Genomic DNA, 14,901 nt, shown 5'->3' with positions numbered 1-14,901 from the left:
GCTCCGCACGCAGTTGCTCAACCCAGCGACGCAGAGCTGTAGGGCCCACGCCCATTGCTTCGCAGGCTTCACTCACCGAATAGTCTTTATCCAAAACCAGGCAAGCCGCATCCCGTTTGAAATCTGTCGAAAAATATCGTCTGGTCAAATCACACCTCGTCGTTGGGCGTAGATTAACGCCCTTTAGGGGTGTCCAGAATCATTAAGCCAGATCAACCGAGGGGTTTGGGGGAGGTACGCCGACGTGGGATATCGCGGTGAATTCTGGTGAGGAAGCGGTTAGTGCAGCCTACCAATTCCCTTACCCTCTCCCAGAGGGAGAGGGAACTGACCGAGGGGTTTGGGGGAGGTACGCCGACGTGGGATTCCGAGGAGAATTCAGGTGGGTGACGGCTTGGGTTATTTGACCAGGCGTTTTTCTTTTGATGGGCGATAGCCGAAATACGAGCTGTAGCACTTGCTGAAATGGCTCGGCGAGACGAAGCCGCACGCGACCAGCACTTCCACTTGTGAAAGCTCAGTGTGCTGCAACAACCGTCGCGCTTCGGTGATGCGCAATTCCAGGTAATAGCGCTGCGGCGTGGTGCCCAGTTGTTCCTTGAAAAGACGTTCCAACTGACGACGAGAACGGCCGGCATACACCGCCAGTTGCTCCAGCTCCAGCGGCTCCTCCAGATTGGCGTCCATCAGCTTCACCACTTCACGCAGCGGCGCACTGACGCAGATGTTTTCGTCTGGTTTGATGCGCCGGTAACGCGACTCCTCGAAGGCTAGGATGTCTTCGATCCCTTCGACCAGGGCTTTGCCGTGCAGGCTTTTGATCCAGTCCAATGCCATGTGGAAAGCGCCGGACGGACTCGATGCAGTGAGCCGGTCGCGGTCGATCACGTAAGGCTCACTGCTGACGTGGGTGGTTTTGGCGATTTCAGTCAGCGCCGGGCGATGTTCCGGGTGGATCGCGCAGCGATAGCCGTCGAGCAATCCGGCGCGGCCGAGGAACCACGAACCGTTCCACAACCCGGCGAGGCTGATGCCCCGCTCCGCTGCAACCTGAAGCAAATGAATAAACTCCTCACTCGCCCGCAACTCGGTGCGATACCCGCCACACACCACCAGCAGATCCAGTTGCGCCAGCGCGGCTGAATCCAGACGTGCGTCAGGGCGGATGACCAGCCCCAGATCACTGATGACTTCGCCGTCACCCAAGCCAAACGTGCGCGACGAAAACAACCCCGGACGCAACAGGTTGGTGGTGACAACCGTGTCCAGCGCTTGGGTAAACGCCGGTAGCGAAAAGTGTTCGAGCAGCAGAAAACCGGTGCGGGTCAAGCGCGGGTCATCCGCGCTTTGCTCATTCAGATAGCGGAGGTTTTTCCCCTTCATGCCTCCGCTGAATTGGCGTCGTTCGATCAAGTTCGGGTCCATCGGTCATGTTGTTGTGCGCCGATAGTTGGCTTGATCGGTCAAAGAGTCAATCACGCCGGTGAATGGCGAACAGTTTCAGTGGGGGGTTGTCCGCCAATCCATCTCTGACTCAAACAGCCGAGAAAACCCCGGCGCCTAAACGCCCCTCGAGACGCCCACACAGCACGTAGTGCTGATAGCCGCTGGAGAACGATCCCTGGGAAATCGCGATCCTGACATCGTCATTCAATCGAAGGTACTGGGCTTCATCAAAGTTTTCTGCGCTGACTTCGCCCGCACGCCCGAGACGCTCGCTGTCCACCGTGAGACCCTGGCTGGCGAAGTGCTCGAAATCGATGATGCGATTCACCGCGTGCCGCTCCAGCACACCCTGATTGGGATGCATCGAGTAGATATGCAGGCCTTTATTGGCGCAGCGGTCGCACATGTCGACACAGTTTTTCTGCGTCGATTTACGCCGCGTCAGCTCTTCAAGCGGCATGTCGAGGTACTTGCCAACCTGATACTCGGTCTGATTGAAGATCGTGCAGCAAAGCACCGTGTTGCCATTGCAGTCGATGACCAGCCAGTCATCCTTGAGCGTGCACGCCATCTTGGGAAATTGCTGGATGACGTTGACGAGATCGTCGTACGGCGGCAATGCGAGGCGTTTCAGGGTGTCAATGTCCGTAGCCGTGACAGACGGGTCACGCTCGACAATGGCCAGTGTCTTCTCCAGCGGCATCATCACCGAATACCCGGTGGTGAAGATGAAGCCAAGACGCTCACTGAACGCGCGCATCAGTGATTCTTCTTCGATGTTATCCAGGTAGCGGTGATAGTAAACATCCACACGGGTTCTCAGACCCAGGCGCTGTTTGATCTCCTGCAGGGCGATCATGTTTTGTTTTACAACTTCGATATCGCCGCCGACATGGCCCTTTTCGTAGGTCTCCTGGTAAAAACCCGAGAGCGAAATACGGAAGTAACTCGGCTCGGCCATCAGGGCCTTTTCCATATTCTTGGCGAGATTAAGGTTGGTGCTGATACCGCTGCCCATGCCGGCAGCATTAATGATCTCGATAAATTCGCCAATTTTTGGATGAATCAGTGGCTCGGTCCAGTTATAGAGGTAGATGGTGTCGACGCCCTCTGTCTTGGCCTTATCGACAATCTGCTTGAACATGTCGAGCTGCATGGCTTTTTTGAAATTGAGATTTTCCGAGTTGCCCATTGGGCAAGACGGGCAGCTCAGATTGCACGCACCGACGATATCGATGTACATATTCATGCGGGTGAAGCTCCTAGAATTGAAAGCCATGCATCTCATCACTACGGGCTTTCAAGTCGCCTGATTGTGTTGGTATTTTGACGGCACTGGCACAGCAGCTAGCAATAACTGCACCACAATGCTTCTACGCCATTAACTCAACGACCCAATCGATAAACACGCGCAATTTCAGGCTGACATGCCGGTTCGGCGGATAAGCAATGTAGAGCGGCATCGGCGCGAGTTTCCAGTCTTCGAACAGCGGCACCAGCTCGCCACGCGCTTGATGGGCGGCAGACATGTACTTGGGCAGCCACAGCACGCCCATGCCCGCCAGACCTGCCGCGAGATAAGCGTTGCCGTCATCGACTGCCAATACGTGCCGTCCCTTGATTTGCAGGTTTTCAGTGGCGTTGTGCAAGGCATATGGCACCGGTTTGCCGGTGCGTGCCCAGAGAAAACCGACCACGCGATGGTGGCTGTCTTCCAGGTCTCTCGGGTGCGCGGGAATGCCCGCGCGCGCCAGGTATTGCGGTGCGGCAAACACCCCCAACTGCAGATCGGCGACCTTGCGTGCCATCAGCGACAGGTCCATGAGTTCGCCGCCGCGCACCACGCAATCGACGTTCTCATCAATGATGTCGACAATACGGTCGCTGACGCCCATGTCGATCTGGATATCCGGATAGCGCGCGTGAAACTCGGGCAGGGCCGGCACCAGAATCAACCGTGCGAGCGGACTCGGGACGTCCACTCGCAGCCGGCCCGAAGGTGATGCCGCCGCGCCGGGCAGGCTGGTTTCGGCATCATCGAGGTCGGCGAGCAAGCGGATCACGCGTTGGTAATACGCCGCGCCATCGGCGGTGACGTTGACCTTGCGCGTGGTGCGATTGAGCAACTTGACCCGCAGGCGCGCCTCCAGTTGCTGAACCAGTTGGGTCACGGTGGTCTTGCTCATGTGCAAGGTTTCCGCCGCTTTGGTGAAACTCCCCGCCTCGACCACTCGGGCGAAGGCCTGCATTGCGTCAAAACGGTCCAAGGTCTGCCCTCGATTGTTTGGATTTCACAAACAGTGAACGCCAAGCTTGCGCGTTTATCGCTGGCCTGCAAATACCTACAGTGGCTCCATCAACTCAAATGAAGGAGACACTTCCATGACTCAGCGCGATGTTGTTTTTCCATCCGCACGCCGCACGCTTTACGAACGCCACCGTTACTCGCCAGCCATTCGCTCCAACGGTTTTCTGTTTGTCTCGGGACAGGTCGGCAGCACCGAGGACGGCACGCCAGCGCCGGACCTGAAAAATCAGGTGCGTCAGGCGTTCACTAACCTCAATGCAATCCTTGAAGAAGCCGGTGCCAGCTTCGATGACGTGGTCGATGTCACCGTATTCATCGTTGATCCCCAGTCGAAATTCGAGACGATCTGGGATGTGGTGCTGACCGAGTTCTGGGGCGAGGCGCCGCATCCGACGGTGACGGCGGTTGGCGTGACATGGCTGTATGGGTTTGATTTTGAGATCAAGGTGATTGCCAGGTTGCCGTAAATATCCGGACACACCCATTCGTTTGCCATTTCAGAGGTCGTCTGTTTGCATGCTGCCCCACATCAGCATTCAGATCAGGGAGAGGATCGATGAACATTTTGGTGGTGGGTGCCAGTAAAGGCTTGGGCCGAGCTTTTATCGAAGGCTTGGGTAACGCGGGAGACACGCTGATTGGTGTGTCCCGCACGCGTCCCGAAGGTTTGGTGTGCGAGGCAGAGCATCCAGTACGCTGGGTGGAAGCCGATCTGATGAACCCGGCCAAAGCCGCGCACGCCATCGAGCATGCGGTCGTCGACGATGGGCTGGATACGCTGATCTACAACCTCGGTATCTGGGAAGAGTCGGCTTTCGATCCAGCCTATGACTTTCTCGACAGTCCGGACGACGAATTGCAAGCCATCGTCAGTTGCAACATCAGCGCAACAATCCTGCTGATCAAACGCATGCTTCCGCTTCTGCTGAAAAGCCCCCACCCCAGAATCATCCTCACCGGATCGACTTCAGGCCTGCCGCAAAGCGGGCGTCCGGAAGTCGCCTTCGGCGCCTCCAAATTCGCCCTGCGCGGGATTGCCGATACGCTGCGCGAAGGCTACCGACAGCAGCGTCTGGCGGTGACTTGCCTGAATCTGGGGTATCTCAACACCGAGGATCGGCTGAGCACGCCGCGAGATCTGGCTGCGCAGCGTGGCGAGGGTCAGCTGATTCCAGTTCACGATGTCGTTCAGGTGGTGCGCATGATTCTGAGTCTGTCTTCGGCCAGCTACGTCAAGGAGCTCACCCTGCCGGCAATACTCGACGAACGCTTTTGACCATTCCTGCCCTGATGGCGCTGGCCTTTACGCGTGCGAATACGTATAACCTCGCCGATTCGTCTACCCTCACGTAGTGCCCTGGTTCAGCTCTTCACACTTTTTGACGCTCACGAAACGGAGAATTCCATGCTCAAACGAACACTGGCACTGACCGCCGGCCTGGCCCTGTCCTTTTCTGCATTCATGGCCCAAGCGGCCGACGTTTTGCGCGTCAGCGCGATTCCCGATGAAGCCCCGACCGAGTTGCTGCGCAAGTTCGAACCGCTGGGTGCTTATCTGGAACAACAACTGGGCATGAAAGTGCAGTTCGTCCCGGTGGCGGACTACCCGGCAGTGGTTGAAGCACTCGCGACCGATCGCCTCGACATGGCCTGGCTCGGCGGTTTCACTTTTGTGCAGGCACGTTTGAAAACTGACGCAACGACGCCAGTAATCCCGTTGGTACAACGCGAACAGGATGCACAGTTCACCAGCAAATTCATCACCGCTGACCCGAATGTGCATAGCCTCGCCGACTTGAAGGGCAAGACCTTCGCCTTCGGTTCGGTGTCGTCGACCTCCGGCAGCCTGATGCCGCGTTACTTCATGCTGAAAAACGACAACATCAAGCCTGAGGGCTATTTCAGCCGTGTCGCCTACTCCGGCGCCCACGACGCCACCGTCGCTTGGGTGCAGGCCGGTAAGGTGGATGCCGGTGTGCTGAACGCCAGCGTCTGGCAGAAACTGGTCGACGCCGGCAAGGTCGACACCAACAAGGTCAAAGTCTTCGCCACCACCCCGACCTACTTCGATTACAACTGGACTGTGCGCGGCACCCTCGACCCAGCGCTGACAGCGAAGATCAAAAAAGCCTTCCTTGATCTGGACCCGGCCAACCCTGAGCAGAAGAAGATTCTTGATCTGCAAGCGGCCAGCCGCTTCATCGACACCAAGCCCGAGAACTACAAGGGCATCGAGGAAGCCGCCCGCGCCGCCGAACTGCTGAAATGACCCTACGCCTCAAACAAGGCAGCCTGCGCCACGCCAATGGAGTCGACGCCCTGCGCGGTGTCGACTTGCAGATTGGCGTTGGTGAACAGGTCGCCATCATTGGCCCGTCCGGGGCCGGTAAGTCGAGTTTGCTCAACCTGCTGGCCACCGCCCTGCGGCCCAGCAGCGGCGAGATTGAAGTGCTCGGCGAACGCGCCTGGCACTTGTCTGCCCGCCAGCGTCAGCGTCTGCGCGCGCGGATCGGCCTGGTGCATCAGGCGCCGCCACTGCCACCGCGTCAGCGTGTAGTGACGGCGGTGCTGGCCGGCAAGCTCGGCCAATGGAGTCTGGGTAAAAGTCTTTTGAACCTGTTGCATCCGCTGGATGTGGCCGGTGCGCGCGCGGCGTTGGCGCGACTGGACCTGGGCGACAAACTGTTCGCCCATTGCCAGCAATTGTCTGGCGGCCAGTTGCAACGCGTCGGTATCGCCCGCGTGTTGTATCAGGCGCCGGAAATCCTCTTGGCCGACGAACCGGTGTCAGCCATGGACCCGGTCATGGCCGGGCACACGCTGTCGATCCTCTCGCGGCATGCTCGCGAACATAACGTAACGCTGGTGGCGAGCCTGCATGCGGTGGATCTGGCGCTGTCGCACTTCCCGCGAATCATCGGTCTGCGCGACGGGCAGATTCTGTTCGACAGCCCTTCTGATCGCGTCACCCCGGAAATGCTCGACGCGCTTTACGCCAATGAAAAACTGCAATCACCGACCATTGCGGTGGCGCCTCTGACTGTGCAGATTCCACGATGCTGAAAGCCGATTCACGCGATCCCGCCGCATGGCCGCGTCTGCTGCTGACGTTGCTGGCGATTGCTTTGCTGTGGCCGGGCATTCAGCTCAGCGAGCTAAATCTGGGCGTATTGCTCCCCGACAGCCAGAATGAAATGGGCCGTTTTGTCGCGCAATTCTGGCCACCGGCGCACGACGAAGCGTTTCTGCAGTTACTGTTCAAAGCCACCCTGCAAACTCTGGCCATCGCCACCGCCGGCATGGCTTTGGCGCTGGTGTTGGCGATACCGGCGGGCCTGGTCGCCAGTCGTGCGCTGTCGCTGTCTGCCGCGTCACGCGGTGGCGTGCCGAGCCGACTGGGGCGTCTGTTGCGCTGGCCGGTGCGCGGACTGTTGATTTTCCTGCGCAGCGTGCCGGAAATCGTCTGGGCGCTGCTGTTTGTGCGCGCCGTAGGGTTGGGGCCGGCGGCCGGTGTGCTGGCCATCGCCATCACCTACAGCGGCATGCTCGGCAAAGTCTATGCGGAGATTTTTGAATCGACCGATCAGCGTCCGGCGCACGCACTGTTGCAGGCTGGCAGCGGCCGTCTGGCGGCGTTTGCTTACGGCACGTTGCCCAACGTCGGGTCAGAACTGCTCTCGTACACAGTCTATCGCTGGGAATGCGCGATCCGCGCGTCAGTGGTGATGGGGTTTGTCGGCGCCGGCGGCCTGGGTCAGCAGATCGACCTGTCGATCCGCATGTTCGCCGGCGGTGAGGTCGCCAGTATCCTGCTGTGCTTCCTGGTGTTGGTATTGGCCGCCGACCAACTCAGCCGCTTGCTGCGCTGGAGGCTGACATGAATCGTCTGATCAACTTGCTGCTGATCGCCGGCATCGCGCTGGCGGTCATCGCGTCCTTCACTTATCTGGGACTGGATCTGGGCGAGGTGGGCAGCGCCACCAGCCTCAAGCAGATGGGCGCGTATGTGCAGCGTTTTCTCAGCCCGGACTTGAGCGCGGATTACCTCAAAGCAATCTTCCACGGATCGTTGGAAACGTTGGCGATGTCGGCCCTCGGCACCCTGCTCGCCGCTGTGTTCGGCATCGTTCTCGCCCTGCCCGCCGCCGGACGGTTCGGCTGGCCGCTGCAAAGCGCCTCGCGCCTGCTGCTCAATGCCTCGCGGGCGATTCCGGAACTGGTCTGGGCCGCGCTGATGGTGCTCGCCGCCGGCCTCGGCCCGAACGCCGGCACCCTCGCCCTCGCCCTGCACACCACTGGGGTGCTCGGTCGTTTGTTCGCCGAAGCGCTGGAAAATACCCCGCCACAACCGGCCGAAGCCATTCGTTTACAGGGCGGCAATCCGCTCCTCGCCTTTTGCTACGGCACCCTGCCGAACCTTGCGCCGCAACTGCTCGCCTACGTTCTGTACCGCTGGGAAAACAACATCCGCATGGCCAGCGTGCTCGGCTTTGTCGGCGCTGGCGGATTGGGGCAGATGCTCTATGTGAGCCTCAGCCTGTTTCAGGAAGCGCAAGCCAGCACGGTGATTCTGGCGATGCTGGTGCTGGTGTTTGTGGTCGACTGGTTGAGTGCCTGGAGCCGGCAACGCTGGGTCAAAGCGTAGGCCGGCTCACCACTCAGTTCAGCGAAAGGTTGTGTTGCGTGACATTGTCCATATTGAAATGGCTCAAGCGTCCCTGATCATCAAACAGCAGGAAATCGCTACCGACACAACGTACCCGCACACCCTGTCGAGGCCATTGCAGTGTCGCAACGAGGCGGTTGCTGGTCCTGGCGATGAAGTGCCAGCGCATGTCGTGGTCGTTGATCAGGTAACCGATCAGCCGGCAGTGCTCATGCAAATGCACTTCCACCAACTCATCATGGTCTTGCTCGAAGTCACAATCCGGCAGGCTGTAGTTGTTGCAATCAGTCCCACCACCGAACACCAGAACCGAAACCTCGTCGCTTTCACGCTCCACACGCATGAACTCCAATCGCCCGTCAGCGCTGAGCAAGTACTGCTGGTCGATACCCAACGCAGGCACCGGCATTCGCTTCATCAGTCGTCGCTCAGGTAACCGGTAGTGCCACAACTCCAGGCCCGCTTGCGCATCACTCAACCATACAGATTCGTTGCACGCGTCATCCTTCATGCCAATGACCTCTCCGGGCAAATCGCTCACGTGCCACAGGGTTTCGAATCCACGATCGACATCCACCACCCGCAGTTGTCGCCCACGGCCGATGGTCCAGTTCGAACCGTTGAATGTGCGGCTGAACGCACTGAACATCTGCACGCCGAGATCCGTTGCGACGCGCGTGACCAGATCCACTTTGCTGATACGCCATACTTCATTGCGCCGAGCGACAAGCAATGCGACCTGCCGCCCATGGGCCAGAACGATGTATTGCGCAGGCATTGCGAATTGGTAGAGCGTGTTGCCATGCGCATCGACCACCACTGCGCCGGCCTCGCCCAATGCCAGCAAGTAGCGCTGATCGGTTAGCGGCACGGCGTCCCGGATCATTCGGCTGCCCATGTCCGGCGCAGTCCATTGCAGGGGTTCGCTGCCGGTGACCTGCGTGTAGGGTGCAGGTCGTGCGGGCAGTTGCTGCGGCAGGTCGGCCTGCAATAGTTTGTCCTTGCTCATGCTGACCAGTGCCTGCAACTGCAGCAGAGACAAACGCCCCTGCCCGCCCACCTGATCGGCAATAATCGCGTGGACGGTGGCGCTCGCCAACCAGGCCAACTCGGTGGCGTGCGCCTTGTGCTGCAACAGGCTTTCGGCCAGTGCCGCCCGCTCGGCGTAGCGGGCAGGATCATCACGCAATTGCTCGACCTGATCGGCGTACGCGAACAAGGTGTCGGGGAGCAGAATTGCCCGTTTCACCAGCGCTCCAAGTGCCAGGCTGCCACCGGCCATTTCGGCATTCAACAACCATTGCGTGGCGCGCTCGCGCTCTGCCAGCAGCGGCCAGACAACCTCGACGGCTTGCAACCAAAGGCCTTTGCGTGCCAAGGATTCGGCCCACTCCAGACGCAGGCGCTCGGCGTATAACGGCCATTTGTCCTGGAGCAACGCCACAGCATCAGCGAAGGCTTCATCGCGCCGCGCCACCAGCAAGGCGCGTTGCCAGTTACCGGCCAGGCACAGCAGACGCACGATGGTCGCAGCGGGCATGTCCCAGGCCAGCGCGAGGTCGGCGGCCTGTTGTTGGCGGCCGTGTTTTTCCAGATAGTCGAGCGCCTCCTGCTGCACCTTGAGCAGTTCGGCGAGGACGAACACCGCCTCCTCTATCCGGCCTTCACGGTCGAGCCGCTGGAAGGTCTGGCGGTAGATCTGGCGCAGATGCCCCTCGACGTCTTGCTCGAAGACCATCGAGCGGGCGAGCCCCTGGTGCTGGCTGATCGACAGATCCTGACGCCGCTGTGGGGTGCCGAATGACTGCTCACCTCTGTGCTCGCCACCGCCCAGCGGAATCGCATGGCGCAGCGCCTCTTCATAATCGCCGTTCTCGAACATCTCGAACATGCGCTGCATATAGGCTGCCTGACGCCTGCCGTACAGCGCAGACAGCCGCGAGTGCCGGGTCAGGCGCGTCACCCAGCGACGCCACAGCGCTGGTTTATGTTGGTGTGGCCGCGCCCGCGGCGCAATGTCTGCGGCCGAGTGGGTCGGCGCACCCGGCAATGGCAACGGCACCGACGCCACGCGCCGCAACAGATGACGCAACCCGAACAGCAACAGGGTCAACGCGACCCCGGCAATCAGCGTGCCCACCACGACAGCACCGATCTGCACCGACAGCGACGTCGCCGGCGCGGGCGTCACGGCGTTCACCTCGGTGTGCCGGCCCTGAGCGCCCATCCAGAACACCGCCACCAGCAACACCAGCGTCACACTGAGTTTCAGCCACGGCAGAGGCGCGTCATCAGGCACTGTCCAGCCGGCGCTCGCCGGTGATACGGCGGCATCGGGCGATACCTGCGGCGCCTTCTGCTGACGCGCGATCAGCGCTTGCAGAGTCTTTTGCTGCTCGGGGCTGACCGGTTTCAGTTTTTTGCCAAGAATCTCGCGCACATCGCTGGTGACTTCCAACGGCTCGAGCACTGGCGGCGGCAATACGTTGCGACAGTCATAGGTGTCGAGCAACGTCACGCCACTGATATCAATCCACTCACCCGGCGCCAACACGTCGGCATCGCGCAGATGCAGAGCACTGACATGGCTGCCGCGCACCAGCCAGAGATCGGCGGCCGGCAGATCGCGCATTTCCTGCGGGTCGAGTACGGCTGAACACAGCGTCTTGCCCTGACGAATCAACGGCCAGCCGAGCAAGGTCTCGCACTGCACGGTCAGTGGCTGAGCAAAGCGCAGCAGATCACCATCGGCGAAACGGTAAGCGCTGGCAGCGGTCTGCCAATGCTCGATGATCAACCGCTCGCGTTCGTGCTGGGCGAAACGTTCAGCGGCAAACCACAGGCCCTCAATGCGCTGGTGACCGCTCAAGACCGGGCGGCGGATCAACGCCGCGGCGTTTTCAAGCATGGCTGTCGTCCTTGTTTTTCGGCTGTTCATTACAAAACACCTGCAAACGCAGGAGGCGCTGCGGCACCGCGTACACCAGCAGTTCGCGGGCGCTGGTCAGCACAGCCACCAGACCACTCAACGGACAGAAGCTGACCTTGGCAATCACCTCGCTGGTGGTGAACAACGTCTCCATGTCATCGCCGTGCCAGAGGGCGATGGCCTGCTGACCGGGGCTGATCATCAACAGCAAGTAACACTCGTTGTCGTCTTGCAGCAGACCGATACCTTTCCAGCCGCGGGCCAGATCGATGCATTGCGCCGCTGATGGTAAGTCATTGGCCGAGTACACACGCCAGCTCTCACAGTCGTTTTTCATCGTGAGCAATGCACAGCCGCCGAACGCGCTGCGCCCGCGCTGAATGCCGGCAAACAGCACCTGGCTGACGCCTTCGGCAAGGCCCAATCCATACGGTTGCTTCGCCCCGGTGTCCAGACGCACAGGATGGGCGAACAACCGACCGCCTGAACGACATACATAGACCATCGCATCACCGGCCATCTTGGCCATGGCGATCACATCGGTCGCCAGGCGATGGGTCTGGCGGGTTTCCGGGGCGGCGATATTTTTGTCCCTTTTCACGGTCCAGTAGGCCAGATGCCCTTGAGTATCGAGCAGATACAATCGCCTTTCAGAGCGACTATGCAAACCGACCGCAGGGAGGAAGTTGCCCGTGCCCGGCGGCAGCTTCAACTCCTCCGGGCCCGGTTTATCCACCGGATTCAGACCGGGAATACTCCAGAATGTCAGTTGCAAAGGGTCGCTCATGACCGCCCCGATGGCGCCCCCAAAAAACAGCGCCGTCAGCGGCGTACGTCCTGCGCTCCAGAGGTTACGACGAACTTCCAATGGTTTTTTCTGGTATTGCGCCGGTAGCTTGATCACCACCATGCCGGGCTCATCGAGCATTTTCAGCGCGACATGGCTGCCGGAGCTGGAAATCACCGGCTGTAGCGTCAGCGACACCCGCGGCACACAACCTTTGGCCGTCGGCGCAGCCTTGACGATTTCGCCCTCAAACTGCCCTTTGAGCAGTTGCAGGGCCGCACGCTCAGCGGGCATCGGTAATAGCACGCGATGGGTGTCCGTTGCCTGCAAGTGCACAGACAGGCTGCAACCATCAAGACTTCGCGCGATTTGCACGCGATGGCTGCAAGTCTGCCGGTCTGTTGCCGGCAGACGTTGCCCCACCAGCCAGCATTCGCCGACCGGCATTGACGCGCTATGCAGCCAACTGCGCCACGCCTGCCAATGCGCATCGCTCACCGTGGAGAAGGTCCGTGCACCGAGCAATCGTTTGAGCTGCGCCGCCGAATCGACCTCATGCAAGGCTGGCTCCTGCTGCAAAATGCCCCAACGCAGTTCGGCACCCGCCTCTTTCGCGCGACGTGCCAGCAGGATCACCAGCGCCATGTGCACCAAGCGTGCGGCGCCCAGTTGCAACGGCCCGGCATCGAACAGCACGACAATCCGGCGACTGGCTTGCTGCGCGCGATATTGCGGCGCGAGGAACAGATGTTCGCCCACGGCCGCGCGGCGCAGAAACTCGTCGGGCACTTCGTCGGCCAGCAGCCATTCACTGGTCAGCAGCCGGTCATACGGCCCGCGCCTCTGTAAATCGCCCAAGCCATCGGGCTCGGGCACGCCGCCCTGTTGCACACCGCGCAGCGGGCCCAGTACCGGGTTGAGCCGTCCAAGCAGATCGGCGAAAAGCGGCAGTTGTTCTGGGGCGAACCACTCCAGCCATTCGCGCCACGGTTGCAGAGATTCAGGTAACTGCATCAGCGCCCCGCCCAAAAATCGTCAATTCGCTGCAAATGTTCTGCGCTCACCGGCAATTGCCGATCGAGCGGTACCACCGCCGATGGATCACGCCACAGCAGCAGCGGCGCCCGCGAGAAGCGGTGCGACAACGCGTGCGCCAGCAGGTCGGTCGGTACATCCGGCTCCCAACTGGTGGGTAACCAAAGCCCGGGCGCACGCTCGTCCATCGCCGCATAGGCAACGCCATCGACCCACGGCAGATCCGCCGCCGCGCCGCTCACCAGCAGCACGTCGCGATTGGCGGTGGCATGCAGGCGCGTGGCCTGTTCATCCGGTATCGCCAGCAATCGCGCATGCAGACGCCGGGCGGCTTCGCCCCACGCCACGGCAGCCTGCGGCGCCACTGCCACCGGCCGCGAGCGCCAGCGCCAACTCAGCGCTTTGCCATTCATGCGGCAGTCGTCAGCAAACGGGCGAGTTGGCCGCGAACGTCGTGCAACGTCGCCGGGATGGTCAGGTCGTTGAAGTTGGCGTCGATCTCACGCAGCAGCCCCTCCAGCAAGGCACCGGCCGGCGGTTCAGTGCGCGCCAGATAATCCTCGGCGGTTTCCAGCAGGCGGCTGACCCGCGACATCGGCTGCAGGGTCGCCTCCTCCACCGCGCTGAACAGATGGCGGTTGCTCGACTGGGTGAACATCTCGCGGAGCACCTCGCGGCCGTGCTGCTGGGTTTCCTTGGTTGGCAACACATACAGCAGCGGCCACAGATCGGCGGCACTGGCCTCCACTCGACCACCGAGCAACGCGGCGGCAGCGATCAGGCGCTGGGACTTGACGATGCGTCGATCCGACAACTGAATGCCGGCCTCACGCAAGCGGCGAATGGCTTGGGCCAGCGCCGGGCGCACGGAGCTCAGGTCAACGCTCTTCAGAGCCTGACCCAGAGTGTCGAGCTGGCTCAGACCGAGCAACTGTTGAACCGGGCGTTGCTCGGACTGCCAGCCGCCGGCGAGCATCGCTTCCAGCTGATTGTCCGGCACAGACTCGACAAACAGGTGCAGCAGGAAGCGGTCACCAAACGCCGCCAACGCTTCATCGTCGGGCAAGCCGTTGGAGGCGCCGACGCAGACCCGCAGCGGGCACTGAATCTGCGTATGCCCACGCCGGAAGCGCCGCTCGTTAAGCACGCCAAGGAGCGTGTTGAGAATGGCCGTCGAACCGAGAAACACCTCATCGAGGAAAACGATATCGGCTTCAGGCAGCATGCCGCTGACGTCAGTTTCCACCGTGCCTTCGCGAAGCTTTTTCAGGTCGACCGCGCCGAACAGTTCCGAAGGTTCGGTAAACCGCCCCAGCAGATACTCGAAATAGCGCCCGCCCATCGATTGCGCAACCCGGCGCACGACTGCACTTTTCGCGGTGCCTGGTGGGCCGATGACCAGAATATGCTCCTGTGCCACGGCGGCCAGAACAATCAGTTCGGCCAACTGCTCACGCCCCACAAGACCTTCGGTGGCGACGCGTACGGCCTGACGGATTTGCGCGGCAGCGCTCTGCAATGAAGCACTCATGGGCATCTTCCCTGAAAAATGAATTCTGATTGGGCTGGTCGGCAGGTATCGGCCGCCGGCGAGTGATCTTTAATCGCCACTACGGTCAAGTTCGCGAGTGGATATCTGACAAAAGCTGATTATGCTTCAGGAAACCTTGCAGCGATGCGAGGCGGTCAGACTGTGCAAGTTTCACGCGGGAGCAATGGCGGCATATGCC

Annotated in this window: 14 protein-coding genes; 6 read left to right on the top strand and 8 right to left on the bottom strand. The window is 60.7% G+C overall.

The annotated features are described in order from the left end of the window. From CKW26_RS20855 to CKW26_RS20840, 4 genes are all read right to left on the bottom strand, one after another. Positions 1-148 (bottom strand): transposase (locus CKW26_RS20855; protein ID WP_141231873.1); only part of this gene is annotated, 148 nt, incomplete at its 3' end. Positions 149-399: 251 nt separating this feature from the next. Further along, a complete protein-coding gene (locus CKW26_RS20850; RefSeq protein WP_095049983.1) occupies positions 400-1,425 on the bottom strand; it encodes a GlxA family transcriptional regulator in 1,026 nt (341 codons plus the stop codon). Positions 1,426-1,534: 109 nt separating this feature from the next. Next, the gene (locus CKW26_RS20845) at positions 1,535-2,695 is read right to left on the bottom strand and encodes a radical SAM/SPASM domain-containing protein (RefSeq protein ID WP_093433127.1); all 1,161 of its coding nucleotides are present in this window, start codon (positions 2,693-2,695) and stop codon (positions 1,535-1,537) included. Positions 2,696-2,819: 124 nt separating this feature from the next. Beyond that, on the bottom strand, positions 2,820-3,713 hold the full coding sequence (locus tag CKW26_RS20840) for a LysR family transcriptional regulator (RefSeq protein ID WP_093433130.1): 894 nt from the start codon (positions 3,711-3,713) through the stop codon (positions 2,820-2,822). A gap of 115 nt (positions 3,714-3,828) precedes the next feature. On the opposite strand from CKW26_RS20840, the gene CKW26_RS20835 reads away from it, so the two are divergent. The 6 genes from CKW26_RS20835 (at position 3,829) to phnE (ending at position 8,399) form a co-directional block, all read left to right on the top strand. After that, complete coding sequence (locus tag CKW26_RS20835; protein ID WP_095049982.1) at positions 3,829-4,221, top strand: RidA family protein; 393 nt, start codon at positions 3,829-3,831, stop codon at positions 4,219-4,221. An 89-nt stretch (positions 4,222-4,310) separates the two neighbouring features. Continuing rightward, positions 4,311-5,030 carry an SDR family oxidoreductase gene (locus tag CKW26_RS20830; RefSeq protein WP_095049981.1) on the top strand — a complete coding sequence of 240 codons (720 nt, stop codon included), beginning with the start codon at positions 4,311-4,313 and terminating at the stop codon, positions 5,028-5,030. 129 nt (positions 5,031-5,159) lie between these two features. Beyond that, entirely contained in the window at positions 5,160-6,023 is an 864-nt protein-coding gene (locus CKW26_RS20825) for a putative selenate ABC transporter substrate-binding protein (protein ID WP_095049980.1), read from the top strand. Next, positions 6,020-6,817, top strand: a complete 798-nt coding sequence (locus CKW26_RS20820; RefSeq protein WP_095049979.1) for a phosphonate ABC transporter ATP-binding protein — start codon at positions 6,020-6,022, stop codon at positions 6,815-6,817. Before CKW26_RS20825 ends, CKW26_RS20820 begins: the two co-directional genes overlap by 4 nt. Then, the gene (locus CKW26_RS20815; protein ID WP_095049978.1) at positions 6,811-7,635 is read left to right on the top strand and encodes an ABC transporter permease; all 825 of its coding nucleotides are present in this window, start codon (positions 6,811-6,813) and stop codon (positions 7,633-7,635) included. The genes CKW26_RS20820 and CKW26_RS20815 overlap by 7 nt, the downstream gene beginning before the upstream one ends. Next, positions 7,632-8,399: a phosphonate ABC transporter, permease protein PhnE gene (phnE, locus tag CKW26_RS20810; protein ID WP_095049977.1), complete on the top strand. Its 768-nt coding sequence runs from the start codon at positions 7,632-7,634 to the stop codon at positions 8,397-8,399. Before CKW26_RS20815 ends, phnE begins: the two co-directional genes overlap by 4 nt. A gap of 13 nt (positions 8,400-8,412) precedes the next feature. Here the strand turns inward: phnE and CKW26_RS20805 are convergent, their stop codons facing one another. From CKW26_RS20805 to CKW26_RS20790, 4 genes are read right to left on the bottom strand one after another with little or no spacing between them, the layout of a single operon-like run. Next, positions 8,413-11,328, bottom strand: coding sequence for a bpX6 domain-containing protein (locus tag CKW26_RS20805; RefSeq protein WP_095049976.1), 2,916 nt, complete (start codon positions 11,326-11,328; stop codon positions 8,413-8,415). After that, entirely contained in the window at positions 11,321-13,150 is a 1,830-nt protein-coding gene (locus CKW26_RS20800) for a hypothetical protein (RefSeq protein WP_095049989.1), read from the bottom strand. The genes CKW26_RS20805 and CKW26_RS20800 overlap by 8 nt, the downstream gene beginning before the upstream one ends. Further along, positions 13,150-13,584 (bottom strand): hypothetical protein, encoded by a 435-nt coding sequence (locus CKW26_RS20795; RefSeq protein ID WP_095049975.1) that lies wholly within the window; start codon positions 13,582-13,584, stop codon positions 13,150-13,152. The genes CKW26_RS20800 and CKW26_RS20795 overlap by 1 nt, the downstream gene beginning before the upstream one ends. Further along, the gene (locus tag CKW26_RS20790) at positions 13,581-14,702 is read right to left on the bottom strand and encodes an AAA family ATPase (RefSeq protein ID WP_095049974.1); all 1,122 of its coding nucleotides are present in this window, start codon (positions 14,700-14,702) and stop codon (positions 13,581-13,583) included. Before CKW26_RS20790 ends, CKW26_RS20795 begins: the two co-directional genes overlap by 4 nt. Positions 14,703-14,901: the final 199 nt, after the last annotated feature.

The organism is Pseudomonas sp. Irchel s3h9, assembly GCF_900187475.1.
Taxonomy (GTDB): domain Bacteria; phylum Pseudomonadota; class Gammaproteobacteria; order Pseudomonadales; family Pseudomonadaceae; genus Aquipseudomonas; species Aquipseudomonas neuropathica.
Note: the sequence above shows the minus strand (reverse complement) of the source record. Positions and strands in the feature narration are given on the sequence as shown.

Bases quoted from the DNA above. Each gene is read 5' to 3' on its own strand.
- CKW26_RS20800 (WP_095049989.1), bottom strand. From the start codon at position 13,150: ATGCAGTTACCTGAATCTCTGCAACCGTGGCGCGAATGGCTGGAGTGG.
- CKW26_RS20795 (WP_095049975.1), bottom strand. From the start codon at position 13,584: ATGAATGGCAAAGCGCTGAGTTGGCGCTGGCGCTCGCGGCCGGTGGCA.
- CKW26_RS20835 (WP_095049982.1), top strand. From the start codon at position 3,829: ATGACTCAGCGCGATGTTGTTTTTCCATCCGCACGCCGCACGCTTTAC.
- CKW26_RS20820 (WP_095049979.1), top strand. From the start codon at position 6,020: ATGACCCTACGCCTCAAACAAGGCAGCCTGCGCCACGCCAATGGAGTC.
- CKW26_RS20790 (WP_095049974.1), bottom strand. From the start codon at position 14,702: ATGAGTGCTTCATTGCAGAGCGCTGCCGCGCAAATCCGTCAGGCCGTA.
- CKW26_RS20815 (WP_095049978.1), top strand. From the start codon at position 6,811: ATGCTGAAAGCCGATTCACGCGATCCCGCCGCATGGCCGCGTCTGCTG.
- CKW26_RS20845 (WP_093433127.1), bottom strand. From the start codon at position 2,695: ATGAATATGTACATCGATATCGTCGGTGCGTGCAATCTGAGCTGCCCG.
- CKW26_RS20830 (WP_095049981.1), top strand. From the start codon at position 4,311: ATGAACATTTTGGTGGTGGGTGCCAGTAAAGGCTTGGGCCGAGCTTTT.
- phnE (WP_095049977.1), top strand. From the start codon at position 7,632: ATGAATCGTCTGATCAACTTGCTGCTGATCGCCGGCATCGCGCTGGCG.
- CKW26_RS20805 (WP_095049976.1), bottom strand. From the start codon at position 11,328: ATGCTTGAAAACGCCGCGGCGTTGATCCGCCGCCCGGTCTTGAGCGGT.
- CKW26_RS20850 (WP_095049983.1), bottom strand. From the start codon at position 1,425: ATGGACCCGAACTTGATCGAACGACGCCAATTCAGCGGAGGCATGAAG.
- CKW26_RS20825 (WP_095049980.1), top strand. From the start codon at position 5,160: ATGCTCAAACGAACACTGGCACTGACCGCCGGCCTGGCCCTGTCCTTT.